Annotated in this window: 24 protein-coding genes; 9 read left to right on the top strand and 15 right to left on the bottom strand. The window is 69.2% G+C overall.

Annotated elements, in window-relative coordinates:
• The 5 genes from ON38_RS06990 to ON38_RS06970 form a co-directional block, all read right to left on the bottom strand.
• Positions 1-232 (bottom strand): translation initiation factor IF-2 N-terminal domain-containing protein (locus ON38_RS06990; protein WP_039823327.1); only part of this gene is annotated, 232 nt, incomplete at its 3' end.
• Positions 233-637: 405 nt separating this feature from the next.
• Entirely contained in the window at positions 638-1054 is a 417-nt protein-coding gene (gene ndk, locus ON38_RS06985) for a nucleoside-diphosphate kinase (RefSeq protein WP_039823326.1), read from the bottom strand.
• A 114-nt stretch (positions 1055-1168) separates the two neighbouring features.
• The gene (locus tag ON38_RS06980; protein WP_039823324.1) at positions 1169-1588 is read right to left on the bottom strand and encodes a DUF4233 domain-containing protein; all 420 of its coding nucleotides are present in this window, start codon (positions 1586-1588) and stop codon (positions 1169-1171) included.
• Between the two features lie 215 nt (positions 1589-1803).
• Positions 1804-3189: a bifunctional tetrahydrofolate synthase/dihydrofolate synthase gene (folC, locus tag ON38_RS06975; protein ID WP_444543708.1), complete on the bottom strand. Its 1386-nt coding sequence runs from the start codon at positions 3187-3189 to the stop codon at positions 1804-1806.
• Between the two features lie 71 nt (positions 3190-3260).
• A complete protein-coding gene (locus tag ON38_RS06970) occupies positions 3261-5939 on the bottom strand; it encodes a valine--tRNA ligase (protein ID WP_039823322.1) in 2679 nt (892 codons plus the stop codon).
• 534 nt (positions 5940-6473) lie between these two features.
• Between ON38_RS06970 and ON38_RS06965 the strand changes: the two genes are divergently transcribed.
• Positions 6474-7196, top strand: coding sequence for an ATP-binding protein (locus ON38_RS06965; RefSeq protein WP_245563944.1), 723 nt, complete (start codon positions 6474-6476; stop codon positions 7194-7196).
• A gap of 9 nt (positions 7197-7205) precedes the next feature.
• On the opposite strand, the gene ON38_RS06960 is transcribed toward ON38_RS06965, so the two are convergent.
• Together ON38_RS06960 and ON38_RS06955 are read right to left on the bottom strand one after the other, a co-directional pair.
• Positions 7206-8135 (bottom strand): diacylglycerol kinase family protein, encoded by a 930-nt coding sequence (locus ON38_RS06960; RefSeq protein WP_039823320.1) that lies wholly within the window; start codon positions 8133-8135, stop codon positions 7206-7208.
• A complete protein-coding gene (locus ON38_RS06955; protein ID WP_039823319.1) occupies positions 8132-9709 on the bottom strand; it encodes an FAD-binding oxidoreductase in 1578 nt (525 codons plus the stop codon). The genes ON38_RS06960 and ON38_RS06955 overlap by 4 nt, the downstream gene beginning before the upstream one ends.
• Positions 9710-9784: 75 nt before the next feature.
• Here ON38_RS06955 and ON38_RS06950 point away from each other — a divergent pair, with 75 nt between their 5' ends.
• Together ON38_RS06950 and ON38_RS06945 are read left to right on the top strand one after the other, a co-directional pair.
• Positions 9785-10402 carry a TetR/AcrR family transcriptional regulator gene (locus ON38_RS06950; protein ID WP_051164453.1) on the top strand — a complete coding sequence of 206 codons (618 nt, stop codon included), beginning with the start codon at positions 9785-9787 and terminating at the stop codon, positions 10400-10402.
• 100 nt (positions 10403-10502) lie between these two features.
• Positions 10503-12056, top strand: a complete 1554-nt coding sequence (locus tag ON38_RS06945) for a glycerol-3-phosphate dehydrogenase/oxidase (protein WP_039823316.1) — start codon at positions 10503-10505, stop codon at positions 12054-12056.
• A 2-nt stretch (positions 12057-12058) separates the two neighbouring features.
• Here ON38_RS06945 and ON38_RS06940 read toward each other — a convergent pair whose 3' ends face one another.
• Entirely contained in the window at positions 12059-12580 is a 522-nt protein-coding gene (locus tag ON38_RS06940; protein WP_039823315.1) for a GNAT family N-acetyltransferase, read from the bottom strand.
• A complete protein-coding gene (locus ON38_RS35880) occupies positions 12577-12750 on the bottom strand; it encodes a hypothetical protein (protein ID WP_157181689.1) in 174 nt (57 codons plus the stop codon). Before ON38_RS35880 ends, ON38_RS06940 begins: the two co-directional genes overlap by 4 nt.
• A 137-nt stretch (positions 12751-12887) precedes the next feature.
• Here ON38_RS35880 and ON38_RS06935 point away from each other — a divergent pair, with 137 nt between their 5' ends.
• From ON38_RS06935 to fdhD, 3 genes are all read left to right on the top strand, one after another.
• Positions 12888-13997 carry an FHA domain-containing protein gene (locus tag ON38_RS06935; RefSeq protein ID WP_039823314.1) on the top strand — a complete coding sequence of 370 codons (1110 nt, stop codon included), beginning with the start codon at positions 12888-12890 and terminating at the stop codon, positions 13995-13997.
• 108 nt (positions 13998-14105) lie between these two features.
• Positions 14106-16406 carry an FdhF/YdeP family oxidoreductase gene (locus ON38_RS06930; protein WP_051164455.1) on the top strand — a complete coding sequence of 767 codons (2301 nt, stop codon included), beginning with the start codon at positions 14106-14108 and terminating at the stop codon, positions 16404-16406.
• Complete coding sequence (gene fdhD, locus ON38_RS06925; protein WP_039823311.1) at positions 16403-17230, top strand: formate dehydrogenase accessory sulfurtransferase FdhD; 828 nt, start codon at positions 16403-16405, stop codon at positions 17228-17230. The genes ON38_RS06930 and fdhD overlap by 4 nt, the downstream gene beginning before the upstream one ends.
• Positions 17231-17359: 129 nt before the next feature.
• Here fdhD and ON38_RS06920 read toward each other — a convergent pair whose 3' ends face one another.
• On the bottom strand, positions 17360-18586 hold the full coding sequence (locus ON38_RS06920; protein WP_245563943.1) for an FAD-dependent monooxygenase: 1227 nt from the start codon (positions 18584-18586) through the stop codon (positions 17360-17362).
• Positions 18587-18639: 53 nt separating this feature from the next.
• On the opposite strand from ON38_RS06920, the gene ON38_RS06915 reads away from it, so the two are divergent.
• The gene (locus tag ON38_RS06915; protein WP_039823310.1) at positions 18640-19377 is read left to right on the top strand and encodes a TetR/AcrR family transcriptional regulator; all 738 of its coding nucleotides are present in this window, start codon (positions 18640-18642) and stop codon (positions 19375-19377) included.
• 33 nt (positions 19378-19410) lie between these two features.
• On the opposite strand, the gene ON38_RS06910 is transcribed toward ON38_RS06915, so the two are convergent.
• Both ON38_RS06910 and mihF read right to left on the bottom strand, forming a co-directional pair.
• A complete protein-coding gene (locus ON38_RS06910) occupies positions 19411-19848 on the bottom strand; it encodes a DUF6841 family protein (protein ID WP_039823309.1) in 438 nt (145 codons plus the stop codon).
• A gap of 171 nt (positions 19849-20019) precedes the next feature.
• A complete protein-coding gene (mihF, locus tag ON38_RS06905; protein ID WP_030523251.1) occupies positions 20020-20334 on the bottom strand; it encodes an integration host factor, actinobacterial type in 315 nt (104 codons plus the stop codon).
• 456 nt (positions 20335-20790) lie between these two features.
• On the opposite strand from mihF, the gene ON38_RS06900 reads away from it, so the two are divergent.
• Positions 20791-21168: a nuclear transport factor 2 family protein gene (locus tag ON38_RS06900; RefSeq protein WP_039823307.1), complete on the top strand. Its 378-nt coding sequence runs from the start codon at positions 20791-20793 to the stop codon at positions 21166-21168.
• A gap of 206 nt (positions 21169-21374) precedes the next feature.
• Entirely contained in the window at positions 21375-21944 is a 570-nt protein-coding gene (locus ON38_RS06895; RefSeq protein ID WP_039823306.1) for a carboxymuconolactone decarboxylase family protein, read from the top strand.
• A 12-nt stretch (positions 21945-21956) separates the two neighbouring features.
• On the opposite strand, the gene ON38_RS06890 is transcribed toward ON38_RS06895, so the two are convergent.
• The 3 genes from ON38_RS06890 to ON38_RS06880 all read right to left on the bottom strand — a co-directional run bounded on the left by ON38_RS06890 (position 21957) and on the right by ON38_RS06880 (position 24819).
• Positions 21957-22418, bottom strand: a complete 462-nt coding sequence (locus ON38_RS06890) for a hypothetical protein (RefSeq protein ID WP_157181688.1) — start codon at positions 22416-22418, stop codon at positions 21957-21959.
• A gap of 95 nt (positions 22419-22513) precedes the next feature.
• Positions 22514-23794, bottom strand: coding sequence for an ATP-dependent Clp protease ATP-binding subunit ClpX (clpX, locus tag ON38_RS06885; RefSeq protein ID WP_030523255.1), 1281 nt, complete (start codon positions 23792-23794; stop codon positions 22514-22516).
• A 359-nt stretch (positions 23795-24153) separates the two neighbouring features.
• Complete coding sequence (locus ON38_RS06880) at positions 24154-24819, bottom strand: ATP-dependent Clp protease proteolytic subunit (RefSeq protein ID WP_039823303.1); 666 nt, start codon at positions 24817-24819, stop codon at positions 24154-24156.
• Positions 24820-24894: the final 75 nt, after the last annotated feature.

The following is a 24894-nucleotide window of genomic DNA, read 5'->3' as shown; positions in this document are numbered from 1 at the left end:
GCTCGGCCGGGGCGAGTGCGGGCGGAGCGGTCAGTGATTCGCGCACCGACTCCGCGACGGCCCGGTCCACGCTCGATTGCGGGCTACGGGCCTCGGTCCCGAGTTCGCTGAGTTTGGCCAGGATGCGCTTACTGGTCACGCCGAGCCGTTTGGCCAGGGCATGTACTCGGATTCGCTCCGGCAAGTGATCGTCGTCCTGTGATGTTGTGTCCAGCGGCTCTTGATCGGCCACGAAGTCTCCTCGGGCCCCCGGGCGCGTTCCTCTTCGAGTGACGCGGCCGTCGCGGGGACGCTTTCCGTCCGCCTCGCGCGGTTGGCGCGAGGTCAATGGTCTCGCCCCGCGTGCCCGGTTATCTCCACTATCGAACGTCGGTCGGGCTAACTGGCCACGCGGCGCCTGGCATATGGCTGAACTCCGCGGTCCGAGCGCTCGTCCAGCGCGCCGGGCAGACGCAGCCCAGAAATCCGGCTGTACGTCCGCGGCAGCGGTGGCGGCATCGTTCCGCAGTGTGTCATCCGGTCGTGCCCCCTGTGGAGCGCAACCGAGTACCAGTATCCCATACCGTGCGCCAGGTGTTCGCCGTGGCGCCGGGCGGGGCACTCGCACGGGTCCGGTCGGCCCGGCACCGGACAGTGATCAGAGGGGGAATTCGGGGAACCAGAGGGAGATTTCGCGCTTGGCCGACTCGGGCGAGTCCGATCCGTGGACCAGGTTGTACTGGGTCTCGAGGCCCAGGTCACCACGGATACTGCCGGGCGCGGCCTTCTCGACCGGATCGGTGCCACCGGCCAGCTGCCGGAACGCGGCGATGGCGCGCGGGCCCTCCAGGACGGCCGCGACGACCGGGCCCGAGGTGATGAACTCGATCAGCGAACGGTAGAACGGCTTCTCCGCGTGCTCGGCGTAGTGAGCGGCGGCCACTTCCTCGGTCACCTGCTTGAGCTCCAGGGCCGCGATGGTGAGACCCTTGCGCTCGATGCGGTTCAGTACTTCGCCGACGTAGCCGCGGGCCACACCGTCGGGTTTGATCAGAATCAACGTCTGCTCTGTCACGCGGTCAGCCTAATGGGCGCCGCCGGGCGAGGCCCAACCGCAGTCCCCTCGGCCTACGCGCGAGTAGCGACGGCGCCGGGAGGGCGGAGGCGGAGCCGTGCCGGGCGGCCTCGCTCAGGAACCTCCGGAGGTGCGCTGACTCGGCAGCGTCCCCTCGTCCATTCGCCGCTTCACATCCGAGCGCAGCAGCAGGATGAACGCCCAGACCGCGAGGAAGATGACGCCGATGACCGCGATCGACAGATGGAACACCCCGCCGATCAGCACCAGCACCTGCAACCCAAGATTGAACGGGACCGCCCAGGGGCGGCGCTGCAAACCCGCGCCGACGATCATCACCAGGGCCAGGACCACCAGATAGGTGCCCGATACCCAGGTGACACCACCGGCGACATCGGCCACCACCGGCAGGGCCAGCAGCACCGTGATCGCCTCGAGCACCAGGGCCCCGGCCATCACCCCGCGCAGACCCTTCCACGGATCGGGCGGAGCCGGGGGCGTCGCCTCGGATTTCGGCGCTTCGGGCTCACTCATGCTGTATATATTGCGCCGCCTCCGGCGGCGCGGGTTCGGGGCCCCCTCGGTCTCGATTCTTCACTCCGACGCTCCCCCGCTCCGTCGCTCCAGAATCGAGCCGGGCCCCGAACCCCATGGTCGGACGGAAGCGGGGGCCGCCCTTGGCGCGAAAACCCCGACGGTAGGTATGCCCCGTCGGGGTGCTCGAAATGCCGTTCCGGTGGATGGGGGCGCTACGCGGGGTCTTTGCCGAAAAGGGCCCGGGCGGCGCCGGCCGTGATGACCGACCCGGTGACGACCACTCCGGCACCGGAGACCATTTCCCCGCTCGCACCGACCTCCTCCGCGAGCGCGACGGCGGTTTCCAGCGCGTCCGGCAGGGTGTCGGCGGTGACCACGCGTTCGTCGCCGAACCGCTGGACCGCCAGATCGGCGAGCTGATCGACCGGCAACGCCCGGGGGGACCCGTTGGTGGTCACCACGATCTCGTCGAAAACCGGCTCCAGCGCGGTGAGGATTCCGGCGACATCCTTGTCGGCCAGTACCGCGACCACGCCGACCAGCTTGCGGAAGTCGAATTCGGCGGTCAGCGTGGCGGCGAGCGCGGTCGCCCCGGCCGGGTTGTGCGCGGCATCGATGAACAAGGTGGGTGCGTTGCGCATCCGTTCGAGGCGCCCGGGGCTGGTGACCCCGGCGAAACCGGCGCGAACCGCGTCGATGTCCAGCTGCCGCTGCGCCCCGGCGCCGAAGAAGGCTTCCACCGCGGCCAATGCGAGCGCCGCGTTGTGGGCCTGGTGCTCTCCGTGCAGGGGCAGGAAGATCTCGTCGTAGACCCCGCCGAGCCCCTGCAGTTCGAGCTGCTGACCGCCCACGGCGATCCGCCGGCTCAGCACCTGGAACTCCGAACCGGCCCGCGCCACCGCCGCGTCGGTTTCCACGGCCCGGCGCAGCAGTACCTCCAGCGCCTCGGGGTCCTGTTGGGCGATGATCGCGACCGTATCGGTGGGAACCAGCGACTCCGGGGCGCGTTTGATGATCCCGGCCTTCTCCTTGGCGATGGAGGTCAGATCCGGACCCAGGTATTCGGTGTGGTCGAGGCCGATGGGGGTGATGACCGCGACCTGCGCGTCGATCACATTGGTGGCGTCCCAGCTGCCACCCATCCCGGTCTCCACGACCGCGACGTCCACCGGCGCCTCCGCGAACGCCGCGTAGGCCATGGCGGTGAGCACCTCGAATTTGCTCATCGCCGGGCCGCCCGCGGTCGCCGACTGGGCATCGATCATCTCGATATAGGGCTGCATCTCCCGGTACAGCTCGACATAGCGGGCCGGGGAGATCGGCCGGTTGTCGATACTGATCCGCTCGGTGGCCAGCTGCAGGTGCGGGCTGGTGAGCCGGCCGGTCCGGCGGTGCAGCGCGGTGAGCAGCGAGTCGATCATCCGGGTCACCGACGTCTTACCATTGGTGCCCGCGACATGGATCGCCGGGAACGCGCGCTGCGGTGAACCCAGCACATCCATGAGCGTGGCGATCCGGGTGAGCGAGGGTTCGATCTTGGTTTCCGGCCAGCGCTGATCGAGTTCCGCCTCGACCAGGGCCATCTCCGCCAGGTCCACCGGTGACGGCCCGGTGCCGAGCCGAGAGCCCCCGGACCGGGGGTCCGGCTCGGCGTCGTCGCCGTGGGTGTTCACTTGCCGCTCAGCTCGGCCAGGCGGGCCCCGATCCGCTCCACCTCGGCCGCGGCGACCTCGCGCCGGGCCCGGATCTTGTCCACCACCGGTTCCGGGGCCTTGGCCAGGAACGCCTCGTTACCGAGTTTGGCCTCGGTCCCCGCCAGTTCCTTCTGCGCGACCGCCAGATCCTTCTCCAGGCGCCGCCGCTCGGCCGCGAGGTCGACGGTGCCCGAGGTATCGACCTCGACGGTGACCGTGGTGCCGCTGAGCCGCACCTCCACCGAGGCCGTCGCCGCGAAATCCGCGCCGGGCTCGGTGAGCCGGCCCAGCGTGCTCACCTCCGGATGGAGATGCGCCAGACCCGCCGCGTCCAGGCCGAGCACCCGGGCCGCGACCTTCTGCTTGTCGTTCAACCCCTGATCGCTGCGGAACCGGCGGATCTCGGTGACCAGCCGCTGCAGATCGGCGATACGCCGCGCCGCGCCGGTATCGGCGGGCGTGCCGGAGCGCTGCGGCCAGGACGCCACGACCACCGACTCCGCGCCGGTCAGCGCCTGCCACAGCGCTTCGGTGACGAACGGGATCACCGGGTGCAGCAACCGCAGCACCGCGTCGAGCACCGACCCGAGCACGACCCGGGTCGATTCGGCCCGCTCCTCGCTCTCGGCGAACTGGACCTTGGACAGTTCCAGATACCAGTCGCAGAGTTCGTCCCATGCGAAGTGGTAGAGCGCCTCGCAGGCCTTACCGAACTCGTAGGCGTCGAACGCGGCGTCGACCTCGGCGAGCACCTCGTCGAGCCGGTCCACGATCCAGCGGTCGGCGTCGGTCAGCGTCTCCCGGGCGGGCACCGGTCCCGGGCGGGCGCCGTTCAAGAGCGCGAACTTGGTCGCGTTGAACAGCTTGGTGACGAAACTGCGCGAGGCCAGGGCGTGCGGTTCGCCGACGGACAGATCACCGCCCGGCTGGGCACCACGGGCCAGGGTGAAGCGCAGCGCGTCCGCGCCGTAGTTGTTGATCCAGTCCAGCGGGTCGATCCCGTTACCCCGCGACTTCGACATCTTCCGGCCGAACTGGTCGCGGATCAGTCCGTGCAGGAACACATCCTTGAAGGGAACCGGATAGTCCCCGCCCTTACCGGTGGCCACCGCGGCGTCGTCGGCGACGAAGGTGCCGAACATCATCATCCGGGCCACCCAGAAGAACAGGATGTCGTATCCGGTGACCAGCACGCTGGTCGGATAGAACTTCGCCAGCTCCGGGGTCGCGTCCGGCCAGCCCATCGTGGAGAACGGCCACAGACCGGAGGAGAACCAGGTGTCGAGGACGTCGGGGTCCTGCACCCATCCCTCGGGAGCCTGTTCGTCGGGACCGACGCACACGACTTCGCCCTCGGGCCCGTACCAGATGGGAATGCGATGGCCCCACCACAGCTGCCGCGATATGCACCAGTCGTGCATATCGTCGACCCAGTCGAACCAGCGCGGTTCCTGGCTCGCCGGGTGGATGACGGTATCGCCGTTGCGGACCGCGTCACCGGCCGCCTTGGCCAGCGATTCGACCTTCACCCACCACTGCATGGACAGCCGCGGTTCGATCGCTTCGCCGCTGCGCTCGGAATGCCCGACACTGTGCAGGTACGGGCGCTTCTCGGCGACGATCCGGCCCTCGGTGGCCAACCGCTCACGGACCTTCACCCGCGCCTCGAACCGGTCCATCCCGTCGAATTCGGTACCGGTATCGGCGATCCGGCCGCGTTCGTCCATGATCGTGGGCATCGGCAGGTTGTGCCGCAGGCCCATCTCGAAGTCGTTCGGATCGTGGGCCGGGGTGATCTTCACCGCGCCGGAGCCGAACTCGGGGTCCACGTAGTCGTCGGCGATGATCGGGATCTGCCGTCCGGTGATCGGATGTTCGAGCGTGGTGCCGATCAGGTCCCGGTACCGGGGATCATCCGGGTGCACCGCGACCGCGGTGTCACCGAGCATGGTCTCCACCCGGGTGGTGGCGACCACGACGTGCGGTTCGGCATCGTCGAGCGACCCATACCGCAGCGACACCAGCTCGCCCTCGACGTCCTCGTACTTGACCTCGATATCGGAGATCGCGGTACGCAGTTCCGGCGACCAGTTCACCAGCCGCTCCGCCCGGTAGATCAGGCCCGCGTCGTAGAGGCGCTTGAAGATCGTCTGGACCGCGCGCGACAGGCCCTCGTCCATGGTGAACCGATCCCGCGACCAGTCCACACTGTCCCCGAGCGCCCGCATCTGCCACTGGATCGCGCCACCGGACTCACGTTTCCAGTCCCAGACCTTCTGCACGAACAGTTCGCGGCCGAAATCCTCTTTGGTCTTCCCGTCCGCGGCGAGCTGCTTCTCCACCACCGTCTGGGTGGCGATACCGGCATGGTCCATCCCGGGCAGCCACAGCACCTCGTAACCCTGCATCCGCTTCCGGCGCGCCAGGGTGTCCATGAGGGTGTGGTCGAGCGCATGGCCCATGTGCAGTGTGCCGGTCACATTGGGCGGCGGCAGCACGATCGAGTACGCGGGCGCGGAACTGTGCGGGTCGGCCGTGAAGTAACCGGCGGCTACCCAGCGCTCGTACAGGTCGGCCTCCACCTCGCCGGGATTCCAGCTCTTGGGGAGGGCATCGGCACGATTACGCGTGTTGTCAGGGGCTGCGCTGGTCACGCCGCGATTCTAGTTCTATCGGCGTCGCCTTCGGCGCCGCGGGGTCGGAGCCCTCGTGACCCGGCTCTTCCCTCCTCCGCTCAGTCCGGAGTCGGGGCGGGCTCCGACCACAAATGCCGACCATCCGGACAGGCATAGGAGAAGACAGACCGGCGGTTGCGTACCTTTGTCCCTACTTCGAGGGGGATCGACCGAGGGGCGAAGGACCTATTGCGGAATCTGTCCGCACGCGCCCGGACGCCGGAGTCCCGCTACGCGCGAGAAGGCGAGGGGCGACTGCGGGGACCGGCGAAGACCGTGCACACTGCCGGCCTCGGCGAAGATGCCGGAAAGGTCGAAGGCGGAGCCTTCGGTGGATGAGGGACACCGAAGACTCCGCCTACATGTGTAAGACTACCGCCGATCCGGGCCTGCGCCGCCAATCCATAAACAATTCTCAGCTTGAGCACCGGAATTCTCAGGCGAGCGCCCGGCTCGCCGGGCCGACGCGCTTCGGCCGAAAGCTGTGACCTCGAGCAGACAAAGGCGACATTCTTGCCGAAACCGGTTCGACTGGGGACCCTGGACGGGGTGAACCCCCCGCTCGACTCGTTACCGGTGAACCCCGCGGAATCCATCTTCCCGGAATCGGATTCGGAAATCGTCCGGCCCCGGGCCGTCGACGACCTACGGGGCCGGGCGACGCGGGAGCTGCGGTACCCGGCGAGCGCGGCCGTGCTGTTCGCCGGAATCCCCGGCGCGGGCAAGAGCACCGCGCTGCGCCGGCTGTTCGGCGCCGACCCCGAGGCCGAGCACGCGCTACCCGGTCCCGACCGGTCGGTGGTGCTCGATTCCATCCATGCCCGCAATTCCTGGCGGCGCCGGCTGTCCTGGCTGCCCTATCCGCTGTGGCGGCCGGTGGTACACGTGGTGCATTTCGGCCGCATCTGGGTCGCACTGCGCGATCACACCGGCCCCGTGGTGATCCATGATTGCGGCACCATCGGTTTCACGCGGCGGATGCTGACGCGCTGGGCCGTCCGGCACGGCCGCGAACTGCACATGGTGTTCCTGGATGTGCCGGCGACGGTCGCCCGCGCCGGACAGTACGCGCGCGGACGGCGGGTCGGACGGCTGTCGTTCCACTGGCACGTATGGCGCTGGAGACGGCTGCTGGGGCAGCTGGAGACCGGGGCCGGTCCCCGGCCCGCGCCCGCCTCGGTCGTGGTGATCGACCGGACCGGCGTGGACCGGCTGCGTATCCGGTTCGCCGCCTGACCGCCGCGGTCAGGGCGTCAGTACGGTCAGCGCCGCGCGTTCGACACGCACGGTGAGCGGGAGCCGGCCCGCGGGCTCGCCGTCGGCGGTGGCCGGGGCGCCGGGAGCGTGCAGACGCAGGGATTCGGTCCGGTACTGGCTCACCGCGGGGTGTTCGATCCGCCGGCCCGCCGAGAGGGCAGGCAGGATTCGCAGCATCTCCAGATGCGAGACCTTGCCGACCACGGTCACATCCAGCAGGCCGTCGTCGCAGCGGGCGTCCGGGCAGATGAGCATTCCGCCGCCGTAGGTGGTGGTGTTTCCCACCGCCACCAGCAACGCCTCCGTGGTGATCACCTCGGGGGCCGGACCGCCCAGCTCGATCCGGTAGGGCACGGCGATACCGTGCGCGATCTCCGCGACCGCGGCCACGGTGTAGCGGGACCGGCCGCGCGGGTAACGCATCCGGTTGGCACGCAGGGTGACCCGGGCGTCGAAGCCGGTGCACGCGACGGTGGCGAACCACATCGGGTCGTGCCCGTCGGGTTCCAGCCGGCCCAGGTCGATGGTGCGCACCCGACCGGAGCGGATCAGTTCCGCGGCCCGGGCCGGCTCGTCGGCGATACCGAGTTCCCGCGCCAGGTCGTTGCCCGTACCCGCCGGAACCAGGGCCAGCGGAACGCCCGAACCGGCCAGCGGGTCCAGGATCGTGTTCACCAGACCGTCACCGCCGACGCAGACGACGGCGTCGGGGGCGCCGCCGGTCACCACCTCGCGAACCTGCTCCCGGGTCCGGGCCGCGGAGGGCGCGTGGATCTCGACGACGGCCACGCCGTCCGCGCTCAGCCGGTCGGCGACGGTGCGGGCGGCTTCGCGCGCTCTGCCCTGCCCTGAAGCGGGGTTGGTCACCACGGCGACCGTCCGCACCTGCCGGGACTCCGCTGCGTTGCGGCGTGTCATGGCAGCAGTTTGCCAGGGTTGAGGATCCCGGCCGGGTCGATCTCGCGTTTCACCGCGCGCAGTACCCGCACGCCCAGGTCGCCGATCTCGTCGGGCAACCAGGCACGGTGGTCCGCGCCCACGGCGTGGTGGTGGGTGATGGTCGCGCCGGCCGCGGCGATGGCGTTCCCGGCGGCGGTCTTCGCGGCCCGCCACTGCGCGATCGGATCGTCGAGCAGCTTGGCGACCACCGTGAAATACAGCGACGCGCCGGTCGGGTAGGTATGCGAGATATGGCACATCACCAGCGCGGGAGCGCCTTGGGCGGTCAGCGAATCGGTGAGCGCGCTCGTCACCTTCGCCTTCAGCTCGGCCAGCGCGCTCCAGGTGGTGGCGGTCTCCAGGGTTTCGCACAGCACCCCGACATCCAGCAGTGCGTCCCGCAGGTAGGGGGCGGCGAAGCGGCCGTGCTGCCACTCCCGGGCCGGTTCCGGCCCGAGTTCGGTACCGCCGGCGGCGCGCAGTAGCGCGGCGGCCTCGGCGCCACGGGCCGCGGTGTGGGCGGCGGTGCCCTCGAATGTGGTCACCGCCAGGCAACCGGAAACCGATGCCCCGCCGACGTTTCCGGCGCGGGCCAGGTTCAGCCCGGTTTCGGCTTCGTCGGACAACCGCAGCACCGTCGGCGCCGCGCCCGCCTGCACCACCGCGCGCAATGCGGCGGCGCCGGTCGCGAAATCCGGGAAAGACCAGGCCATATGAGTTGTGGTCGCCGGGATCGGATGGACCCGGACGGTGACCTCGGTGAGGACGCCGAGCGCGCCCTCGGAACCGACGAACAGTTCGCGCAGATCGGGTCCGGCGGCCGAGGCGGGTGCCCGGCCCAGCAGCACGCTTCCCGTCGGCGTGGCCACCCGGACGCGCTGGACCATATCGTCGAACCGGCCGTATCCGGCGGAGGCCTGACCCGACGACCGGGTCGCGGCGAATCCGCCGATACTGGCGAATTCGAAACTCTGCGGGAAATGTCCGAGCGAGAGCCCGTGCTCGGCGAGCAACTGCTCGGCCCGCGGGCCGGTGACGCCGGCGCCGAAGGTGGCGGTGCCGGAGACCGGGTCGCAGTCCAGCAGGGCATCGAGCCGGCGCAGGTCCAGTGCGATCACCGTGTCGAACGCGCCGCGCACCGGATCGAGCCCGCCGACCACACTGGTGCCGCCGCCGAAGGGCACCACCGCGATGCCCTCCGCCGAGCAGTAGGCGAGGACGGCCGCCACCTCGTCGTGGCCGGCGGGAAAGACCACCGCGTCCGGTGCGTCCTGCGGGGCCGGATCGCGACGTCGCAGCAGGTCGGGTGTGCTCTTGCCACCGGCGTGGCGCAACCGGGAGACCGCTTCGGTGGAGATATGGTCCGCGCCGACGAGATCTGCCAGACCGGCCCGCCGGTCCGGGGACAGGACCGGCGGCCGGAGCGGCACATCGCCCTCATCACGACGCGTCGCCGGCTCCCCGGAGATTCCGAACACCTGTGTCAGGAGGCCGCGGATCTGCTCGGGCAGCGGTGTGTGCCCGGCGGGAACACCCCAGGCGTCCCACACCATATCCGGTCGCCGCGCGCTCGACGCCGAGTTCACCGGACGTTCGCCTTGCTCACCTGTCATGCGTTACAGTTTGACATGGAGTGTCAAGCAGTAACCCGAACTGGAGACGAGGTCGAGTCCGTGTCATCCGGCGCAGCAGCCGTCGAGCAGACGATCCTGGACGCGGCCCGCGCCTGCGTCGCGGAGTTCGGCGTCCGGCGCACCACGCTCACCGAGGTCGCCCGCCGGGCAGGCGTGAGCCGGCCGACGGTCTACCGCCGGTGGGCCGACAGCCGCGCTCTGGTCGCCGAACTCCTGGTGCGCGAACTGCGCGAGATCATCGCCGCGGCCGTACCGACCACCGGTCCGGCCCGGGAGCGGCTGGTCACCGGCGTGGTCACCGGCGCGGCGGAGGTCCGATCGAACCCGCTGTTCGGCAAGATCTTCCGCACCGATACCGACCTGATGCTCACCTACGTCTTCGGCCGCCTGGGCCGCAACCAGCGGCAACTGCTCGAACTGTTCGACACCGGCATCCGGGACGGCCAGGCGGACGGATCGGTCCGGGCCGGCGAACCCGACCGGCTGGCGGCCATGGTCCTGCTGATCACCCAGTCGGCGGTGCAGTCGGCGGCCACGGTCGCCCATCTGCTCGACGGTTCCGCGCTCGACACCGAACTCCGCCACGCCCTCGACAGCTATCTCGCCCCGTGATCCCACCTTCCAGGAAGGAGTAGGGCCCGGCGCATCCGGAAGCGGTGCTCGTCCCCGTCTTCCGTTCCGCCGCACCGGCGGGCGCCGTGCCGAGAAACAGATGGCCGAGAACCCCTCCCGCACCGCGGGACCCGCACTGAACGCCTCCCGCCGGCGCCGCGAGCTCGCGGCCCTCGGCGACCACCCGGACATCGACCTGCTCGTGATCGGCGGCGGCGTGACCGGCGCCGGCGTCGCGCTCGACGCGGCCGCCCGCGGACTGCGCACCGTGCTGGTGGAACGCCATGATCTAGCCCACGGCACCAGCCGGTGGAGTTCGAAACTGGTGCACGGCGGACTGCGCTACCTGGCGAGCGGCAAGGTCGGCATCGCGCACGAGAGCGCGGTGGAGCGGGGAATCCTGCTGCGGCGCAATGCTCCGCACCTGGTCCGGCCGCTCCCCCAACTGGTCCCGCTGCTGCCCGGGATCGGCCTGTCCACCCGGAGCCTGATCCGGGCGGGGTTCCTGGCCGGCGACGCGCTGCGGTTCGGGGCGGGCACACCCGGAGCACTGCTACCCCGGTCGCGGCGGGTGACCCGCGCCGAGGCACTGCGGCTGGCGCCGACCGTACGGCAGCACGGACTGCGCGGCGGATTGCAGGCCTGGGACGGGCAACTGGTGGACGACGCGCGACTCGTGGTCGCACTCGCCCGCACCGCGGCCGCGCACGGCGCGACCGTGCTGACCCGTGTCGCCGCCGAACAGGCCGGCGGTGACGGCGCCGTCCTACGCGACACCCTGACCGGCGAAAGCCTCCGGATCCGCGCCGCGGCCGTGGTCAACGCGGCCGGTATCTGGGCCGACCAGGTGGATCCGAGCATCGAGTTGCGACCCAGCCGCGGCACCCATCTGGTGTTCGACGCCGCCGCCTTCGGCGGGCTCACCGCGGCGCTGACCGTGCCGGTGCCCGGCGCCGTCGGCCGGTTCATCTTCGCCCTGCCCGCCCCGCACGGACGGGTCTACCTGGGACTCACCGACGAGGACGCGCCCGGGCCCGTCCCCGACGAACCGCGGCCCACCGCTACCGAGATCGACTTTCTGCTCGACACGGTGAACACGGTGCTCCGTATCCCGCTGACGCACACCGATATCCGCGGCAGCTATGCCGGCCTGCGGCCGCTGCTGCGCACGGCCGGCGACAGCACGGCCGATATCTCCCGGGAACACGCGGTCCTCACCGCGCCGAGCGGGCTGGTGACAGTGGTCGGCGGCAAACTCACCACCTACCGCAAGATGGCGCAGGACGCCGTCGACGCCGCCGTGGCACACTCGCGACTGCGCGCAGGCCCGTGCCGGACGAAGAACCTGCCGCTGGCCGGCGCGGTCACCGGGGTGGCCCGCGACCGGCTGGCCGCGCCCCAGCTACTCATCGAACGCTACGGCGCCGACGCCCCGGCGGTCGTCACGCTGACCGCCGCGAACCCGGAGCTGGCCACCCCGGTCGCGCCCGGCGTGGATGTGCTCGCGGCGGAGTTCGTCTGGTCGCTGGAGCAGGAGGGCGCCCTCGACGCCGGTGATCTGCTGGACCGCCGCACCCGGATCGGGCTGGTTCCGGCCGACCGGGCCGCCGCGCTGGCCGCGGCCGTTGCCGCGGTGGCGGCCACCACGGGCTGAATTCAGGCGTACTCCCAGGTCTCGGTCGCGGCCCACATGCACGACCGGGGCCAGCGGTCGAGACCGTGCGCGATCTCGGCCGCTCGCAGCGCGTGCAGTTGCGGGGTCTCCGCGGCCGGATCGAGATAGCGGAAACCCAGCCGCTGGTAATAGGGCCCGTTCCACGGCACCTCGGTGAACGTGGTGAGCGTTATCGCCGGCAATCGGTGCTCGGCGGCCCAGCGCACCGCGCGGTCGATCAGGCGCCGGCCGATGCCGGCTCCGCGGTACTCGGGCAGGACCGATACCTGGTCGATATGGGCGTTCCCGTCGACGACGCTCGCGATGAGGTAACCCACCGGTCCCCGGTCCGCGACGGCCCAGACCCAGGCGCGATCGTCCAGCACGAATTCGCCCAGCACCTCGGCCGACAGCGGTTCGTCACCGGCGACCGCGTGCATCCCCAACGCCGCGAACGGCTGCCCCGCCCGCACCTCGATCTCCTGCAGCACCGGGATATCCGCGGCGCTCGCCGCCCGGATCACGCCGCACCCGCCCGCAGCACATCCGCCACCCGGGAGGAGCAGTGATCCACCAGAGCGGCCCCGGCCTGCCCGAGGTAGCGGGGCCGACGGAGCACCGGCAGCGCCGGGCGCGCGGTCGAGGACCCGGCCGCGACCACCCCAGGGCGTCCGTCCGGTGCGCTGAGCGACATGACAATCCCTACTCTCTGTTCCGTGCGGCGCGGCGGTCTGCCCGCTCACCCCGGCGATCCGTCGCCACCATCTCATACGCCGGGTAACGGATTCGCATCTATGCTGGATCCGGTAGTGCGCCAGGAAGGAGCCGCGGGTGCGCGTTGATACGTCCACTATCGGGATCGCACCGGGCGAGGGCCTGGTCGCGCGGTTCGGTGACGTCGTGATCTATCTCGTGGGGGCCAATGCCTCCACCGAGCGGATACTCGGCGCGGTCGAAGCCGTGGCAGACGCCGAGCATCCCGGGGCGGCCATCGCGCAGCGGCTCGCCGCGGTCGTCTTCGGCACCGGTTCGGAGCCGCCCCCGTTCGGGCTCGTCGCGCCCACCGCCGACGGCACCCTGGTGCTGCTGCGCGGCCCGGTGTCGGCGATGATCTCGGGGGCCGAGGGGTCGCGGCGGCTGGTCGGTGCCCGCGCCTTCACCTGGGTGGACGAAATCGTGCGCGACCCCGTGCGCACACTCACCGTGGGCCCCGGCGCCGACGGCCGGATCACGCCGTATCCGCGCACCGATCTGCGCGCCGGAGTCGTGCCCGGTGGGGGTTTCGTCATCCAGGCCGCGGTGCGCCGCGGCACCAAGAATCAGAACCGGGCCACCACTCCGGCGAAGAAAACGGCGGCGTCCTACGAACCCGTCGCGACGGCACCGGCCGGGCTCGCCGCGAGCGAGCCGGAACCCGAATCGCATTCCGGGCCCCGGACCGGTCTCGCCGAGGTGTCCCCCGCGGAACCACTGCCCGGCACCCGCGCGTGGTCGGCCGCACCGGCGCCCATGCGCGTGGATCCCGAACCGATCCGCCTGCGCAAGGAACCGGCCCGGCCGCACCCGCACACCCGCACCCCCAGCGCCGAACAAGCCCATTCGGCCCCGCCGACCCTGGTGGCCGAGGACGGTACCGCCTACCCGCTGGACCGCGCCTACGTCATCGGCCGCGGCCCCTCGGTCGACGAATCGGTACGCCGCAAAACCGCCGCTCCCCTGGTTCTGCAGCGCGACCGCCACATCTCCCGCGTCCACGCCTACCTCTCGGTCGACTCGGGGAAGGTCTTCCTCCGCGACGCGGGAACCGCCGCCGGAACCTTCGTCTCCACCCCCGGCGAACCGCGCTGGACCCGGATCAGCCAGTCCCCCACCGAACTTCCGCCCGGCGGACGGATCCGCATCAGCGAACAGGTCCTCACCTACCACGGCGGCTCCGCCTGATCCCGGCACCCCGCTCGTCCCCCCGGCACCCGGTTCTCCACTCCGGCGCTCGGCCGTTCCGGAACCGGGGGCGGGCCCCGGCCGCGAAGGTGGATCACAATGGTCGGTATGCACCGCAACGCCCCCACCGACGATATCGACGAGTCCGAGCTGACCGTCACTGCACCGAAGGAGCAGGCGGCCGGTGTACGAGCGGTGGCCGTGGCCCTGCAGCGGGCGGTCTCCGATATGGGTGTCATACGCACGGCCCGCACCCTCGCCCGGGTCAATCAGGTGAACGGGTTCGACTGCCCGGGTTGTGCCTGGCCGGAGCCGAGCGGTCATCGCCGGCCCGCCGAATTCTGTGAGAACGGCGCGAAGGCCGTCGCCGAGGAAGCGACGCTCGAGACCGTCGGGCCGGAGTTCTTCGCCCGGTATTCGATCGACGAACTCGCGCAACGGTCCGGGTACTGGCTGGGGCGGCAGGGCCGGCTCACCCACCCGATGGTGCGGCGGCCCGGCGATACCCACTACTCCCCCATTTCCTGGGCGGAGGCCTACCGGCTCATCACGGAGCACCTCCACGCCCTGGATTCGCCGGACGAGGCCGTGTTCTACACCTCCGGCCGTACCGCCAACGAGACGGCGTTCCTCTACCAGCTGCTGGTGCGCAGTTTCGGGACCAACAACCTGCCCGACTGCAGCAATATGTGCCACGAGTCCTCGGGCACCGCGCTGACCGGGTCGATCGGTATCGGCAAGGGCTCGGTGACCATCGACGATTTCGCGGCCGCCGATCTGATCCTGATCGCGGGGCAGAATCCGGGTACCAACCATCCGCGGATGCTCAGCGCTCTGGCGGACGCGAAGAAGGCGGGCGCGCGGATCATCGCGATCAACCCCCTGCCCGAGACCGGCCTGATCGGTTTCCGCGATCCGCAGACCGTGCGGGGGCTGACCACCGGGGTGGATATCGCCGACGATTTCCTGCAGATCCGCCTGGGTGGCGATATGGCGCTGTTCCAGGGCTTGGCGAAACTGCTGTTCGAGGCCGAGGACCGGGCCCCGGGCACCGTGGTTGACCGGGCTTTCGTCGATACGCACACCGCCGGTTTCGCCGACTACGAGCGGCATATCCGGGCTGTCGACCTGGACACCGTGCTCACCGCGACCGGACTCTCCCGCGACGATCTCGAACGCACGGCCGCGCTGCTGGCCGGTTCGACGAGCACGATCGTGTGCTGGGCGATGGGACTCACCCAGCACACACATGCGGTGGCCACCATCGAGGAGGCGGCCAACCTGCTGCTGATCCGCGGCATGATCGGCAGGCCGGGGGCGGGCCTGTGCCCGGTGCGCGGACATTCCAATGTGCAGGGCGACCGCACCATGGGAATCTGGGAGCGGGCTCCGGAAACCTTCCTGGCCGCCCTGGACCAGGAGTTCGGGATCACCAGTCCGCGGGCGCACGGTTACGACACCGTCGCGGCCATCCGGGCTCTGCGCGACGGTCACGCCCGCGTCTTCTTCGGTATGGGCGGCAATTTCGTCTCCGCCACCCCCGACACCGCGGTCACCGAAGCCGCACTGCGCCGGTGCGCGCTGACCGTGCAGGTGTCCACCAAACTGAACCGCAGCCATATCGTGCACGGGGAGACCGCGGTGATCCTGCCGACCCTGGGCCGCACCGATCTGGATATCCAGAACGGTATGCGGCAACAGGTCTCGGTGGAGGATTCGATGTCGATGGTGCACCTTTCCACCGGCCGGTTGACACCGGTCGGGCCGGAACTGCGCAGCGAGGTCGCCATCGTCTGTGAACTCGCCCGGGAACTGCTGGGTCCGGACCATCCGGTGCCGTGGGATCGGTTCCGCGGTGACTACGACCTCATCCGCGATGCCATTGCCCGGGTGGTGCCCGGCTGCACCGATTACAACGCCCGGGTCCGGCAGCGCAACGGTTTCGTGCTGCCGCATCCGCCGCGCGATTCCCGTGAATTCCGGACCACCACCGGCAAAGCCAACTTCGCGGTGAACGAACTGCGGTGGGTACCGGTGCCGCCGGGGCGGCTGATCCTGCAGACCCTGCGCAGCCACGACCAGTACAACACCACGATCTACGGCCTCGACGACCGCTATCGCGGGGTACACCACGGGCGCCGGGTGGTCCTGGTGAACGCCACGGATATCGCTGACCTGGGTTTCCGCGACGGCGATCTCGTCGATCTGGTCTCGGAGTGGAGCGACGGCGCGGACCGGCGCGTCGAAGGGTTCCGGCTGGTGGCCTACTCCACTCCGCGCGGCAATGCCGCCGCCTACTATCCCGAGACGAACCCGCTGGTGCCGCTGGATCATGTGGCCGACCGTTCCAACACCCCGGTGTCGAAAGCCGTCACCGTCCGGCTCGAACCGCATACCCACCGGCGATGAGCAGAGTCACCGCCCGCCGCCGTATGCGGCGGATCACCCCGTCCGGGGAGATCGTCCGCCCCGACACCTTGGCCGTGGAGGAGCCTCTGGAGATCCGGGTGCGCGGCGAGTCGCTCACCGTCACCATGCGCACCCCCGGTCACGATATCGACCTGGTGCACGGTTTCCTCTTCGGTGAGACGCTGATCGGCGCCGCCGCCGATATCCACAGCGCCCGCTACTGCGCCGGTACCGACGACGAGGGGCGCAATACCTACAACGTGCTGGATGTGGGCCTGCGTGCCCCGATCGTGCTCCCGGACCGGCCGTTCCTCACCACCGGTGCCTGCGGGCTCTGCGGGCGCACCGCGCTCGACGAGGTCCGGATGCGCAGCCGATATCCGTTGCCGGCGCCGCGACCGCTGCTGGACGCCGAAGTACTCGCTGCCCTGCCGGATCGGCTGCGCGCCCACCAGTCGGTGTTCGACGCCACGGGCGGCTTGCACGGGGCGGGTCTGTTCACCCCCGACGGTACGGCCCTGGTGGTGCGCGAGGACATCGGCCGCCACAATGCCGTGGACAAGGTGATCGGCTGGGCGCTGCGCGAAAACCGTGTACCGGCTTCCGATCTCGTGCTCGTGGTCAGCGGGCGCGCGTCGTTCGAACTGGTACAGAAAGCTGTCCTGGCCGGTATCCCGGTCCTCGCCGCCGTCTCGGCGCCCAGTTCGCTGGCGGTCGACCTGGCCGACGAGTCCGGTCTCACCCTGGCGGGGTTCGTGCGCGGCGACACCATGAACATCTACAGCCATCCGGAGCGGATCCGCGGCATCGGCATCGCCGGATGACCCGGGCCGGGTGGCCGCGGCATCTTCCTCGGCCATGACCGGTCGGGCCCCGCGCCGGCGGTAGGTTTCCCGGCAACGGCGAGGCGCTCACGATTCTCGGCGTGCAGTGGGCGGACGGCCGCGTACTCGCTACCGCGCCGGCGCAGCGGCGTAGTCGGCCAACTCGATATCGTCCTTGGCGTCGCCGGCGAACCTGTCCATCATGTCGAACCAGCGTGACCCCAGGAACCAGTTCCGCAACCGCAGGCCCAGAGCCGTTTTCGGCGCCAGGAACGGGCCCGGGCTACTGCTGCCCCCGAGTTTCGCGTATCGGCGCATGATGCGGTCGTATCGGGCGAAGGCCTCGGTGTGCTCGCCCCCGGCGGCGGCGAGTTCGCCCGCCAGCACATACGCACCCACCACTGCCAGACCGGTCCCGAAGCCGGCCAGGGTGTTGCCGTAGGCGCTGTCGCCGACCAGTGCCACCCGGCCCGACACATAGCTGGGCATCCGCACCCGGGCCAGCGCGTCCAGATAGAAGTCGTCGTATCCGGGCAGTTCGGCGAGCATATCGGAGACCGGCCCGCTCATTCCGGCGAAGTGGTCGACCAGTACGCGCCGCTTCTCGGCGTCGTCGGCGAATGTCCGCGCGGCGGCGGCGAACATGTACATCTGCTGCGCCTTCGGCCCCCCGCGCACCGCGAGGCGGCCCGGTGCGCTGTAGGCGTGGGACACTCGCCGCCGCGGCCCGTCGCCGGATTCGGCGGCGAGTGGTTCGCCGGCGATGGCGTAGTAGTAGCCGCGGTGCCCGACGAACTTCTCCTCCGGGCCGAATGCCAGGCGGCGGACCCGGGAATGGATACCGTCCGCGCCGAACACCAGGTCGAAGCGGCGCGCAGGACCGTGCTCGAATTCGACCTCGACGCCGTCTCCGGTCTCCCGCAGTGCGCTGATCGAATCGCCGAACACGTAGGCGCAGCGCCGGGCGGTCAGGTCGTAGAGGATTTCGGCCAGATCTCCCCGCAGGATCTCGACGTCGCCGCCGGTGAAGTCGCCGGACATCCGTGCTCGTTCCCGGCCGTCGGCATCGACGAAGACCATATCGGTGGCGCCCGTACTACGCCGCCGGATCTCGTCGTGAACACCCATCCGCTCGAGCACCGTGCGTTGCACGGCCCCTGTGAAATCGACGGCCTGCCCTCCCGGGCGCAGCGCGGGTGCCCGTTCGACCACGGTGACATCGAACCCGTAGCGGTCGAGCCAGTAGGCGAGCGCCGGGCCGGCGATGCTCGCCCCGGAGATGAGAACGGTGCGGTTCTGCATGACGAACTCCATCCATATTTGCGTCCAATGGAAACTGTTTCCGATGGACGCCATTCAGCGTATGGTAGACACAGTTCCACGTCAATCCACTTCCGGAAAGGAATCCGATGGCGACGCCGACCGTCCTCGAACTGCTCTGGGGAACCGACCGGCGCCCGACACGGGGCCCCAAGCCGACACTCACCCGCGCCGCGATCGTCACCGCGGCGGTCGAATTGGCCGACACGGAGGGTCTGGCGGCGCTGTCCATGCAGCGGCTGGCCGATCGCCTCGGCTATACGAAGATGTCGCTGTACCGCCATCTGCCGGGGAAGGCGGAACTGACCGCGTTGATGGTGGAGGAGGCGCTGGCCGGCCTGCCGGCACTGGACACCTCGGGATCTCCGCGCTGGCGAGCCGGCCTACGGTCCTGGGCACTGCTGACCTTCGAGCGGTATCGGCGCCACCCATGGGTGATGGAACTACTCGCCGGAGCGCGACCGATGGGACCCAACGAACTGGGCTGGACCGAGGCCGCGCTGGAGGCGATGGCGGATACCGCGCTGACCGGCCCGGAGCGACTGGACACGCTCGTCGTACTGAACGGGCACGTGCGCAGCCTGGCCCAGCAGGTCGTGGGGCCCGGCGCCACCGAGGAAGAATTCACCGGCGCCATGGCCGCGGCACTCGAATTGGCGGGGGATCGATTCCCGCGGCTGATCGCGGCCGTATCGGAACCTCCACCCTCCGCCGGCACACACGCGGGGGCACCGCAACGCGACGCCGCCCTGGAGTTCGGCACGGAGCGAATTCTCGACGGAATAGCGGCCCTGCTCACCACCCGAGGCACGGCCGACGGCCGGTAACGGGCATCACCGGAACCGGGAAGAGCTTGCTCCTCACATTCCCGGCAGCCGGACGCCCCTGTCCGCCGCCACCCGGGCCAATTTCTCGGCCTCGTCGATGGCGACCGCCACATAGGTACGCAACCCGTCGTCGTCCCGACGCAGCAGGTACTCGTAATCGCTGTCGGTGAGCAATGCGTCGTCGCTGTCGTAGAAATGCCAGCGCACCCGCGCCCGCACCAGTGAACCGGTCAGTTCCGCGTAATCGACCACGGTGTGGTCTACCCGCGCCAGCCCCAGCGTCTGATAAATGGGATGAGCCTGTGCCAGACCCTGGGCCATCTCTTCCCGCGAATGCAGCGCACCGACGAAATCGTCACCGACAATGGTGCCCGGAGTGCCCCACAGGGCCGCCGTACGCTCGGCGTCGTAGGCGCTCAGCGTCGATTGGTATTCGTCGAGGAACGATTCGAGTTCTACACGGAGGGCCATATCGCCACGTATCCACCTTTTCCGGCCGGGGCCGCGAACCGCCCGGAATCGACGTGCCCGATCGGGTACGGCGGCTCGCGACAGCCGCCCGCCGGGCCACGCCGGTCGTGTCACCGACCGGCTCGGCCACGGCCGGAGTTCGGAGCGTCCACCTTCGAACGCTCCACCTCCTCAGTTGGCCAGCGCCTCCAGCAGCGCCGCCCGCTGACGAGCGCCCAGCCCGCCGATCCGGCGATCTTCCGGGATATCCGCCTGGTCCATCAGCTTGGCGGCCTTCACCGGGCCGACACCGGGCAGCGCCTTGATCACGGCGACCACCTTCGTCTTCTTGACCAGTTCATCACTATCGGCCTTGCGCAGCAGGTCGGCGACAGAGACTTTGCCGTCTTTCACCTGACCGATCAGTTCGGAGCGCGCCTTGCGCACCGCCGCCGCTTTGGCCAGAGCCTCCGTGCGTTGTTCCGCGGTCATCGTTGGCAGTGCCATATCTCCTCCGCTTTCACTCATCGCTCGAACATCTGGTTTGACCGGGTCGATTCAACATCACAATACCGACACCGACCGATCGACACACCGTCCGGACCTGCAGTCATAGCAATGTTTTCTGATTCGATCACCCGGTAGGGGCCCGGATACCGGTAAACCGGTCAATGGGATCGGGCACGAAAGAGCGCCTGTAACACGTAACACTCGGACCCGCTGCGGCGAAATTCAGAGCAGACACATATCTGCACGGCGGCGGTTCAACGGCGAACCGAGGGGGTCAGCGGAGATACCCGCCCGCTCTGCACAGTCAGTGCGATTACCAGGCGTTTTCCCGCCACACCGAAGTGGCGGACATATATGAGAAAACCTTTTTCCGATGCGATCGGGCGACCGGACGCGCCCCCGACTGCTACGCTCCCGAACCTAGAACACGTTTCATTTTCGGTAGGAGTGGTGATGGCACGGGAGATCCGCGACGTAGTCGAGCAGTACGTAAAACTGGTCGGCTCGGGACCGACGGCCGATATCGTCGATCTCTACGCTCCGGACGCGGTGATCGAGGATCCGATCGGCACCGAACCCAAACAGGGCCATCAGGCCATCCGCGAGTTCTACGACGTGATCGCGAGCCTGGAGCGGGAAACCGGTCTCGCCCCGGAAACCGTGCGGATCGCCGGGAACCACGCGGCATTCGTGTTCACCCTCGTCACCCGGGCGGGTGGGCAGCGCATGACGCTCAGCCCCATCGACACCATGGAGTTCGACGCGGAGGGCCGGATCATTCGGATGCGCGCCTACTGGAGCGCCGACGATATGTCCGTCGAGCCCGAATGAGCCGCGAGGTGGCGACTCGACCGTGCCGAGCCGCCACCTCGCCCACCCCCAAGCCCGCCTCCGGCCTCGTCCCCCGCGCGCACCCGGCATACCCTGGGCACAGGGCACGGGTGCGCTCGGTCACAGTAGGCGGCGCGGGGCGTCACGTCGCGGGCCACTGTCTCGTCCGAGTTGCAGGGAAACGAACCCACCTCAGAGGAGACCCGATGAGCACATCACGTATTCCGGCCGTGGCCCCGGGAGACGCCGGGCTACTGACCAGGGCACTGTACTGGTTCGCCAAACGCCAGTTCGGCGAAGTGCCCGAACCCTTCGCCGTCGGCGCCCACCACACCGGCCTGCTCGTGGCCGGTGGCATACACGAGATGCTCGCCGAGAAGGCGTCGAAGAAGCTGCCGGCCAATATCCGCGAGATCGCGGTCTACCGCACGGCCTGGACCGTCGGCTGCTCCTGGTGCGTCGACTTCGGGACCATGCTGCAACGGCTGGACGGCCTGGATATCGAGCGGCTCCAGCACATCGCGGACTACGAGACGTCACCGCACTACACCGACGACGAACGCGCGGCCATCGCCTACGCCGACGCCATGACCGCCACCCCGATGACGGTCACCGACGAACAGGTCGCCGACCTGGAAAAACGCTTCGGACGGCCGGGACTGGTCGAGCTGACCTATCAGATCGCGCTGGAGAATTCGCGGGCCCGCAACAACCACGCCCTCGGCATCACCGCGCAGGGGTTCGGCACCGATTCCTGCCGGGTGCCCTGGGCGTGACGCCGCCGCGGCTCAGCTGACCCAGCAGGCGTAGCCGATGTGCTCCCCCCGGCCGACGAAGACCCGCACGTACGGCGCCTGGTCGTTCCCGCCGGTCGGCTGGACCGCCTGCAGGGTGTGATCCCCCTCGTAGGCGGGCACCCAGTGCACCAGTGCCAGCCCACCACCGGCCGGGTCGACCGTGGCGAACGGGACCCCGTTGTCGAGGAAGGTCACCGCGGTCACCGCCTCGGTGAGCCGGGCCCGCACGGTGTAGCTGCACCCGGTGCCGTAGCTCGTCCGGATACCGGCGTTCAGGTCCGGGGTCACACTGACCTCGCGTACTGTCGCGCCGGCCGGCGGCGCCGTACCCAGCGAGGCGAGCAGCACCGCCGCTGCCACCGACAGCAGTAGGCCCACGCGGGTCCGCGTGGGCCTATCGGCGGCACCGCGCCGCCCGAACCGGATATCCCACGCCAGCGGCGGCGTCACCATGACCTGCTCCTCCATCGCACGAATGCCGAGGGGTCACCGAGCTTACTGCGGGCCGGCTACGGACCGGCCGCCGTCACGTCGCGATCGCGGAGGTCTCAGGCCGACTTGTCGCGGCGCTCCGGACGCTCCCGCTTGCGCGGCACGATGGTGGGCAGCACATTGTCGTTCACCGTATCCGCGTCCACGACGACCTTGGCCACATCGTCGCGGCTCGGGATATCGAACATGACCTGCTGCAGCACTTCCTCCATGATGGCGCGCAGCCCACGGGCGCCGGTACCGCGCAGAATGGCCTGATCGGCCACGGCCTCGAGCGCGTCCCGGGTGAACTCCAGATCCACGCCGTCCATCTCGAACAACCTGATGTACTGCTTGACCAGCGCGTTCTTGGGTTCGGACAGGATCTTCACCAGCGAATCCTTGTCCAGGTTCGTCACCGACGCCACCACCGGCAACCGGCCGATGAACTCGGGGATGAGGCCGAACTTGATCAGATCCTCCGGCATCACCTCGGCGAAATGATCGGTGGTGTCGATCTCGGCCTTGGACCGCACCTCGGCGCCGAACCCGATCCCGCGGTGCCCGGTGCGGTCGGAGATGATCTTCTCCAGGCCCGCGAACGCCCCCGCCACGATGAACAGCACATTGGTGGTGTCGATCTGGATGAACTCCTGATGCGGATGCTTGCGCCCGCCCTGCGGCGGCACGCTCGCCTGGGTGCCCTCCAGAATTTTCAGCAATGCTTGCTGCACACCCTCACCGGACACATCGCGGGTGATCGACGGGTTCTCGCTCTTACGCGCGATCTTGTCGACCTCGTCGATATAGATGATCCCGGTCTCGGCGCGCTTCACATCGTAATCGGCGGCCTGGATGAGTTTGAGGAGAATGTTCTCGACGTCCTCACCGACATAACCGGCTTCGGTGAGCGCGGTGGCATCGGCGATCGCGAACGGCACATTCAGCATTTTCGCCAGCGTCTGCGCCAGATAGGTCTTACCGCAGCCGGTGGGGCCGAGCATCAGAATATTGGACTTCGCCAACTCGACGCTTTCCCCGCGCGCGTCACGGCCCTTGTCGCCGGCCTGAATACGCTTGTAATGGTTGTACACCGCGACCGCCAGCGTGCGCTTGGCCGTGTCCTGCCCGATCACGTAGTTCTCCAGGAAATCCCGGATCTCCGCGGGTTTGGGCAACTCATCGAGTTTGACCTCGCTGGACTCGGCCAGCTCCTCCTCGATGATCTCGTTGCACAGATCGATGCACTCGTCGCAGATGTACACCCCTGGTCCCGCAATGAGCTTCTTGACCTGCTTCTGGCTCTTTCCGCAGAACGAGCATTTGAGCAGATCGCCGCCGTCGCCGATGCGCGCCATCTCGTGGGTCCCTACTTCCTTGTTCGCGTGCAACCATCCGTCCAGCTTCCAGCCGACCGCCGCCTGCGGTGGAGAAAATCCGGCTCGATCACCCGGATCGAAGGGCGGTGCTGTCAACCGGGAACAAAGGTCCCTGGGTTTGACCGTACCCGGTGTGTGCGATGGAGGTCGACAACTCGGGCAGGTTTCTCGTCGCGGTTGTGCGGGGATTCACGCGGATACCGCGTCACGGCACGTTTTCCGGATACCGAATCATCCGGGGTGTGTCGCAACGCCTCAGCGGGAATCCACCTGGGCCGGGCCCCGCCGCCCGGCCGGTCCGGCGTACCGCTCACACGGCGCGCCGGACCCGGAAGCACTCACTTCTGAGCGCTGAGCTTGCGGTAGTCGAACACCGTATCGATGATCCCGTATTCCTTGGCCTCCTCGGCCGTCAGGATCTTGTCGCGGTCGGTGTCCTTACGGATGACGTCGGCGTCCTTACCCGTGTGCCGGGCCAGGGTGGTCTCCATCAGGCGGCGCATCCGCTCGATCTCGGCCGCCTGGATCTCCAGATCCGATACCTGCCCCTGGATACCGCCCTCGACCGACGGCTGATGGATGAGCACCCGGGCATTCGGCAGGCAGGCCCGCTTACCCGGCGTCCCCGCCGCCAGCAGCACCGCCGCCGCCGAAGCCGCCTGGCCCAGGCAGACGGTCGCGACATCGGCGCGCACGTACTGCATGGTGTCGTAGATGGCCATCAGGGAGGTGAACGAACCACCCGGCGAATTGATGTACATCGTGATGTCGCGATCGGGATCCAGCGATTCGAGCACCAGCAGCTGCGCCATGATGTCGTTCGCCGACGCGTCGTCGACCTGCACGCCGAGGAAGATGATGCGTTCCTCGAACAGCTTGTTGTACGGGTTCGATTCCTTGACGCCGAAACTCGAATGCTCGATGAACGACGGCAGGATGTAGCGCGACTGCGGGCCCGCCGGGGCGATACCGCCGAGGCCACGAGAATCGATCGGATTGGCCATATTCGTCTCCAAGTCTGTGAGTGAGCTGTCCGCTGGACGGATTCGCGGACACCGGCCGGTCACCCGGACCGGAGC

It is taken from the genome of Nocardia testacea NBRC 100365, from assembly GCF_000308775.1.
Classification (GTDB): Bacteria; Actinomycetota; Actinomycetes; order Mycobacteriales; family Mycobacteriaceae; genus Nocardia; species Nocardia testacea.
This window is presented reverse-complemented; position numbering and strand designations above follow the sequence as displayed.

Bases quoted from the DNA above. Each gene is read 5' to 3' on its own strand.
- ON38_RS06880 (WP_039823303.1), bottom strand. From the start codon at position 24,819: ATGGCCAATCCGATCGATTCTCGTGGCCTCGGCGGTATCGCCCCGGCG.
- ON38_RS06920 (WP_245563943.1), bottom strand. From the start codon at position 18,586: ATGGCGTCCATCGGAAACAGTTTCCATTGGACGCAAATATGGATGGAG.
- ON38_RS06930 (WP_051164455.1), top strand. From the start codon at position 14,106: ATGCACCGCAACGCCCCCACCGACGATATCGACGAGTCCGAGCTGACC.
- ON38_RS06900 (WP_039823307.1), top strand. From the start codon at position 20,791: ATGGCACGGGAGATCCGCGACGTAGTCGAGCAGTACGTAAAACTGGTC.
- clpX (WP_030523255.1), bottom strand. From the start codon at position 23,794: ATGGCGCGCATCGGCGACGGCGGCGATCTGCTCAAATGCTCGTTCTGC.
- ON38_RS06890 (WP_157181688.1), bottom strand. From the start codon at position 22,418: ATGGTGACGCCGCCGCTGGCGTGGGATATCCGGTTCGGGCGGCGCGGT.
- ON38_RS06910 (WP_039823309.1), bottom strand. From the start codon at position 19,848: ATGGCCCTCCGTGTAGAACTCGAATCGTTCCTCGACGAATACCAATCG.
- ON38_RS35880 (WP_157181689.1), bottom strand. From the start codon at position 12,750: ATGTCGCTCAGCGCACCGGACGGACGCCCTGGGGTGGTCGCGGCCGGG.
- ON38_RS06915 (WP_039823310.1), top strand. From the start codon at position 18,640: ATGGCGACGCCGACCGTCCTCGAACTGCTCTGGGGAACCGACCGGCGC.
- fdhD (WP_039823311.1), top strand. From the start codon at position 16,403: ATGAGCAGAGTCACCGCCCGCCGCCGTATGCGGCGGATCACCCCGTCC.
- ON38_RS06960 (WP_039823320.1), bottom strand. From the start codon at position 8,135: ATGACACGCCGCAACGCAGCGGAGTCCCGGCAGGTGCGGACGGTCGCC.
- mihF (WP_030523251.1), bottom strand. From the start codon at position 20,334: ATGGCACTGCCAACGATGACCGCGGAACAACGCACGGAGGCTCTGGCC.
- ON38_RS06950 (WP_051164453.1), top strand. From the start codon at position 9,785: ATGGAGTGTCAAGCAGTAACCCGAACTGGAGACGAGGTCGAGTCCGTG.
- ON38_RS06945 (WP_039823316.1), top strand. From the start codon at position 10,503: ATGGCCGAGAACCCCTCCCGCACCGCGGGACCCGCACTGAACGCCTCC.
- ON38_RS06895 (WP_039823306.1), top strand. From the start codon at position 21,375: ATGAGCACATCACGTATTCCGGCCGTGGCCCCGGGAGACGCCGGGCTA.
- ON38_RS06955 (WP_039823319.1), bottom strand. From the start codon at position 9,709: ATGGTGTGGGACGCCTGGGGTGTTCCCGCCGGGCACACACCGCTGCCC.
- ON38_RS06980 (WP_039823324.1), bottom strand. From the start codon at position 1,588: ATGAGTGAGCCCGAAGCGCCGAAATCCGAGGCGACGCCCCCGGCTCCG.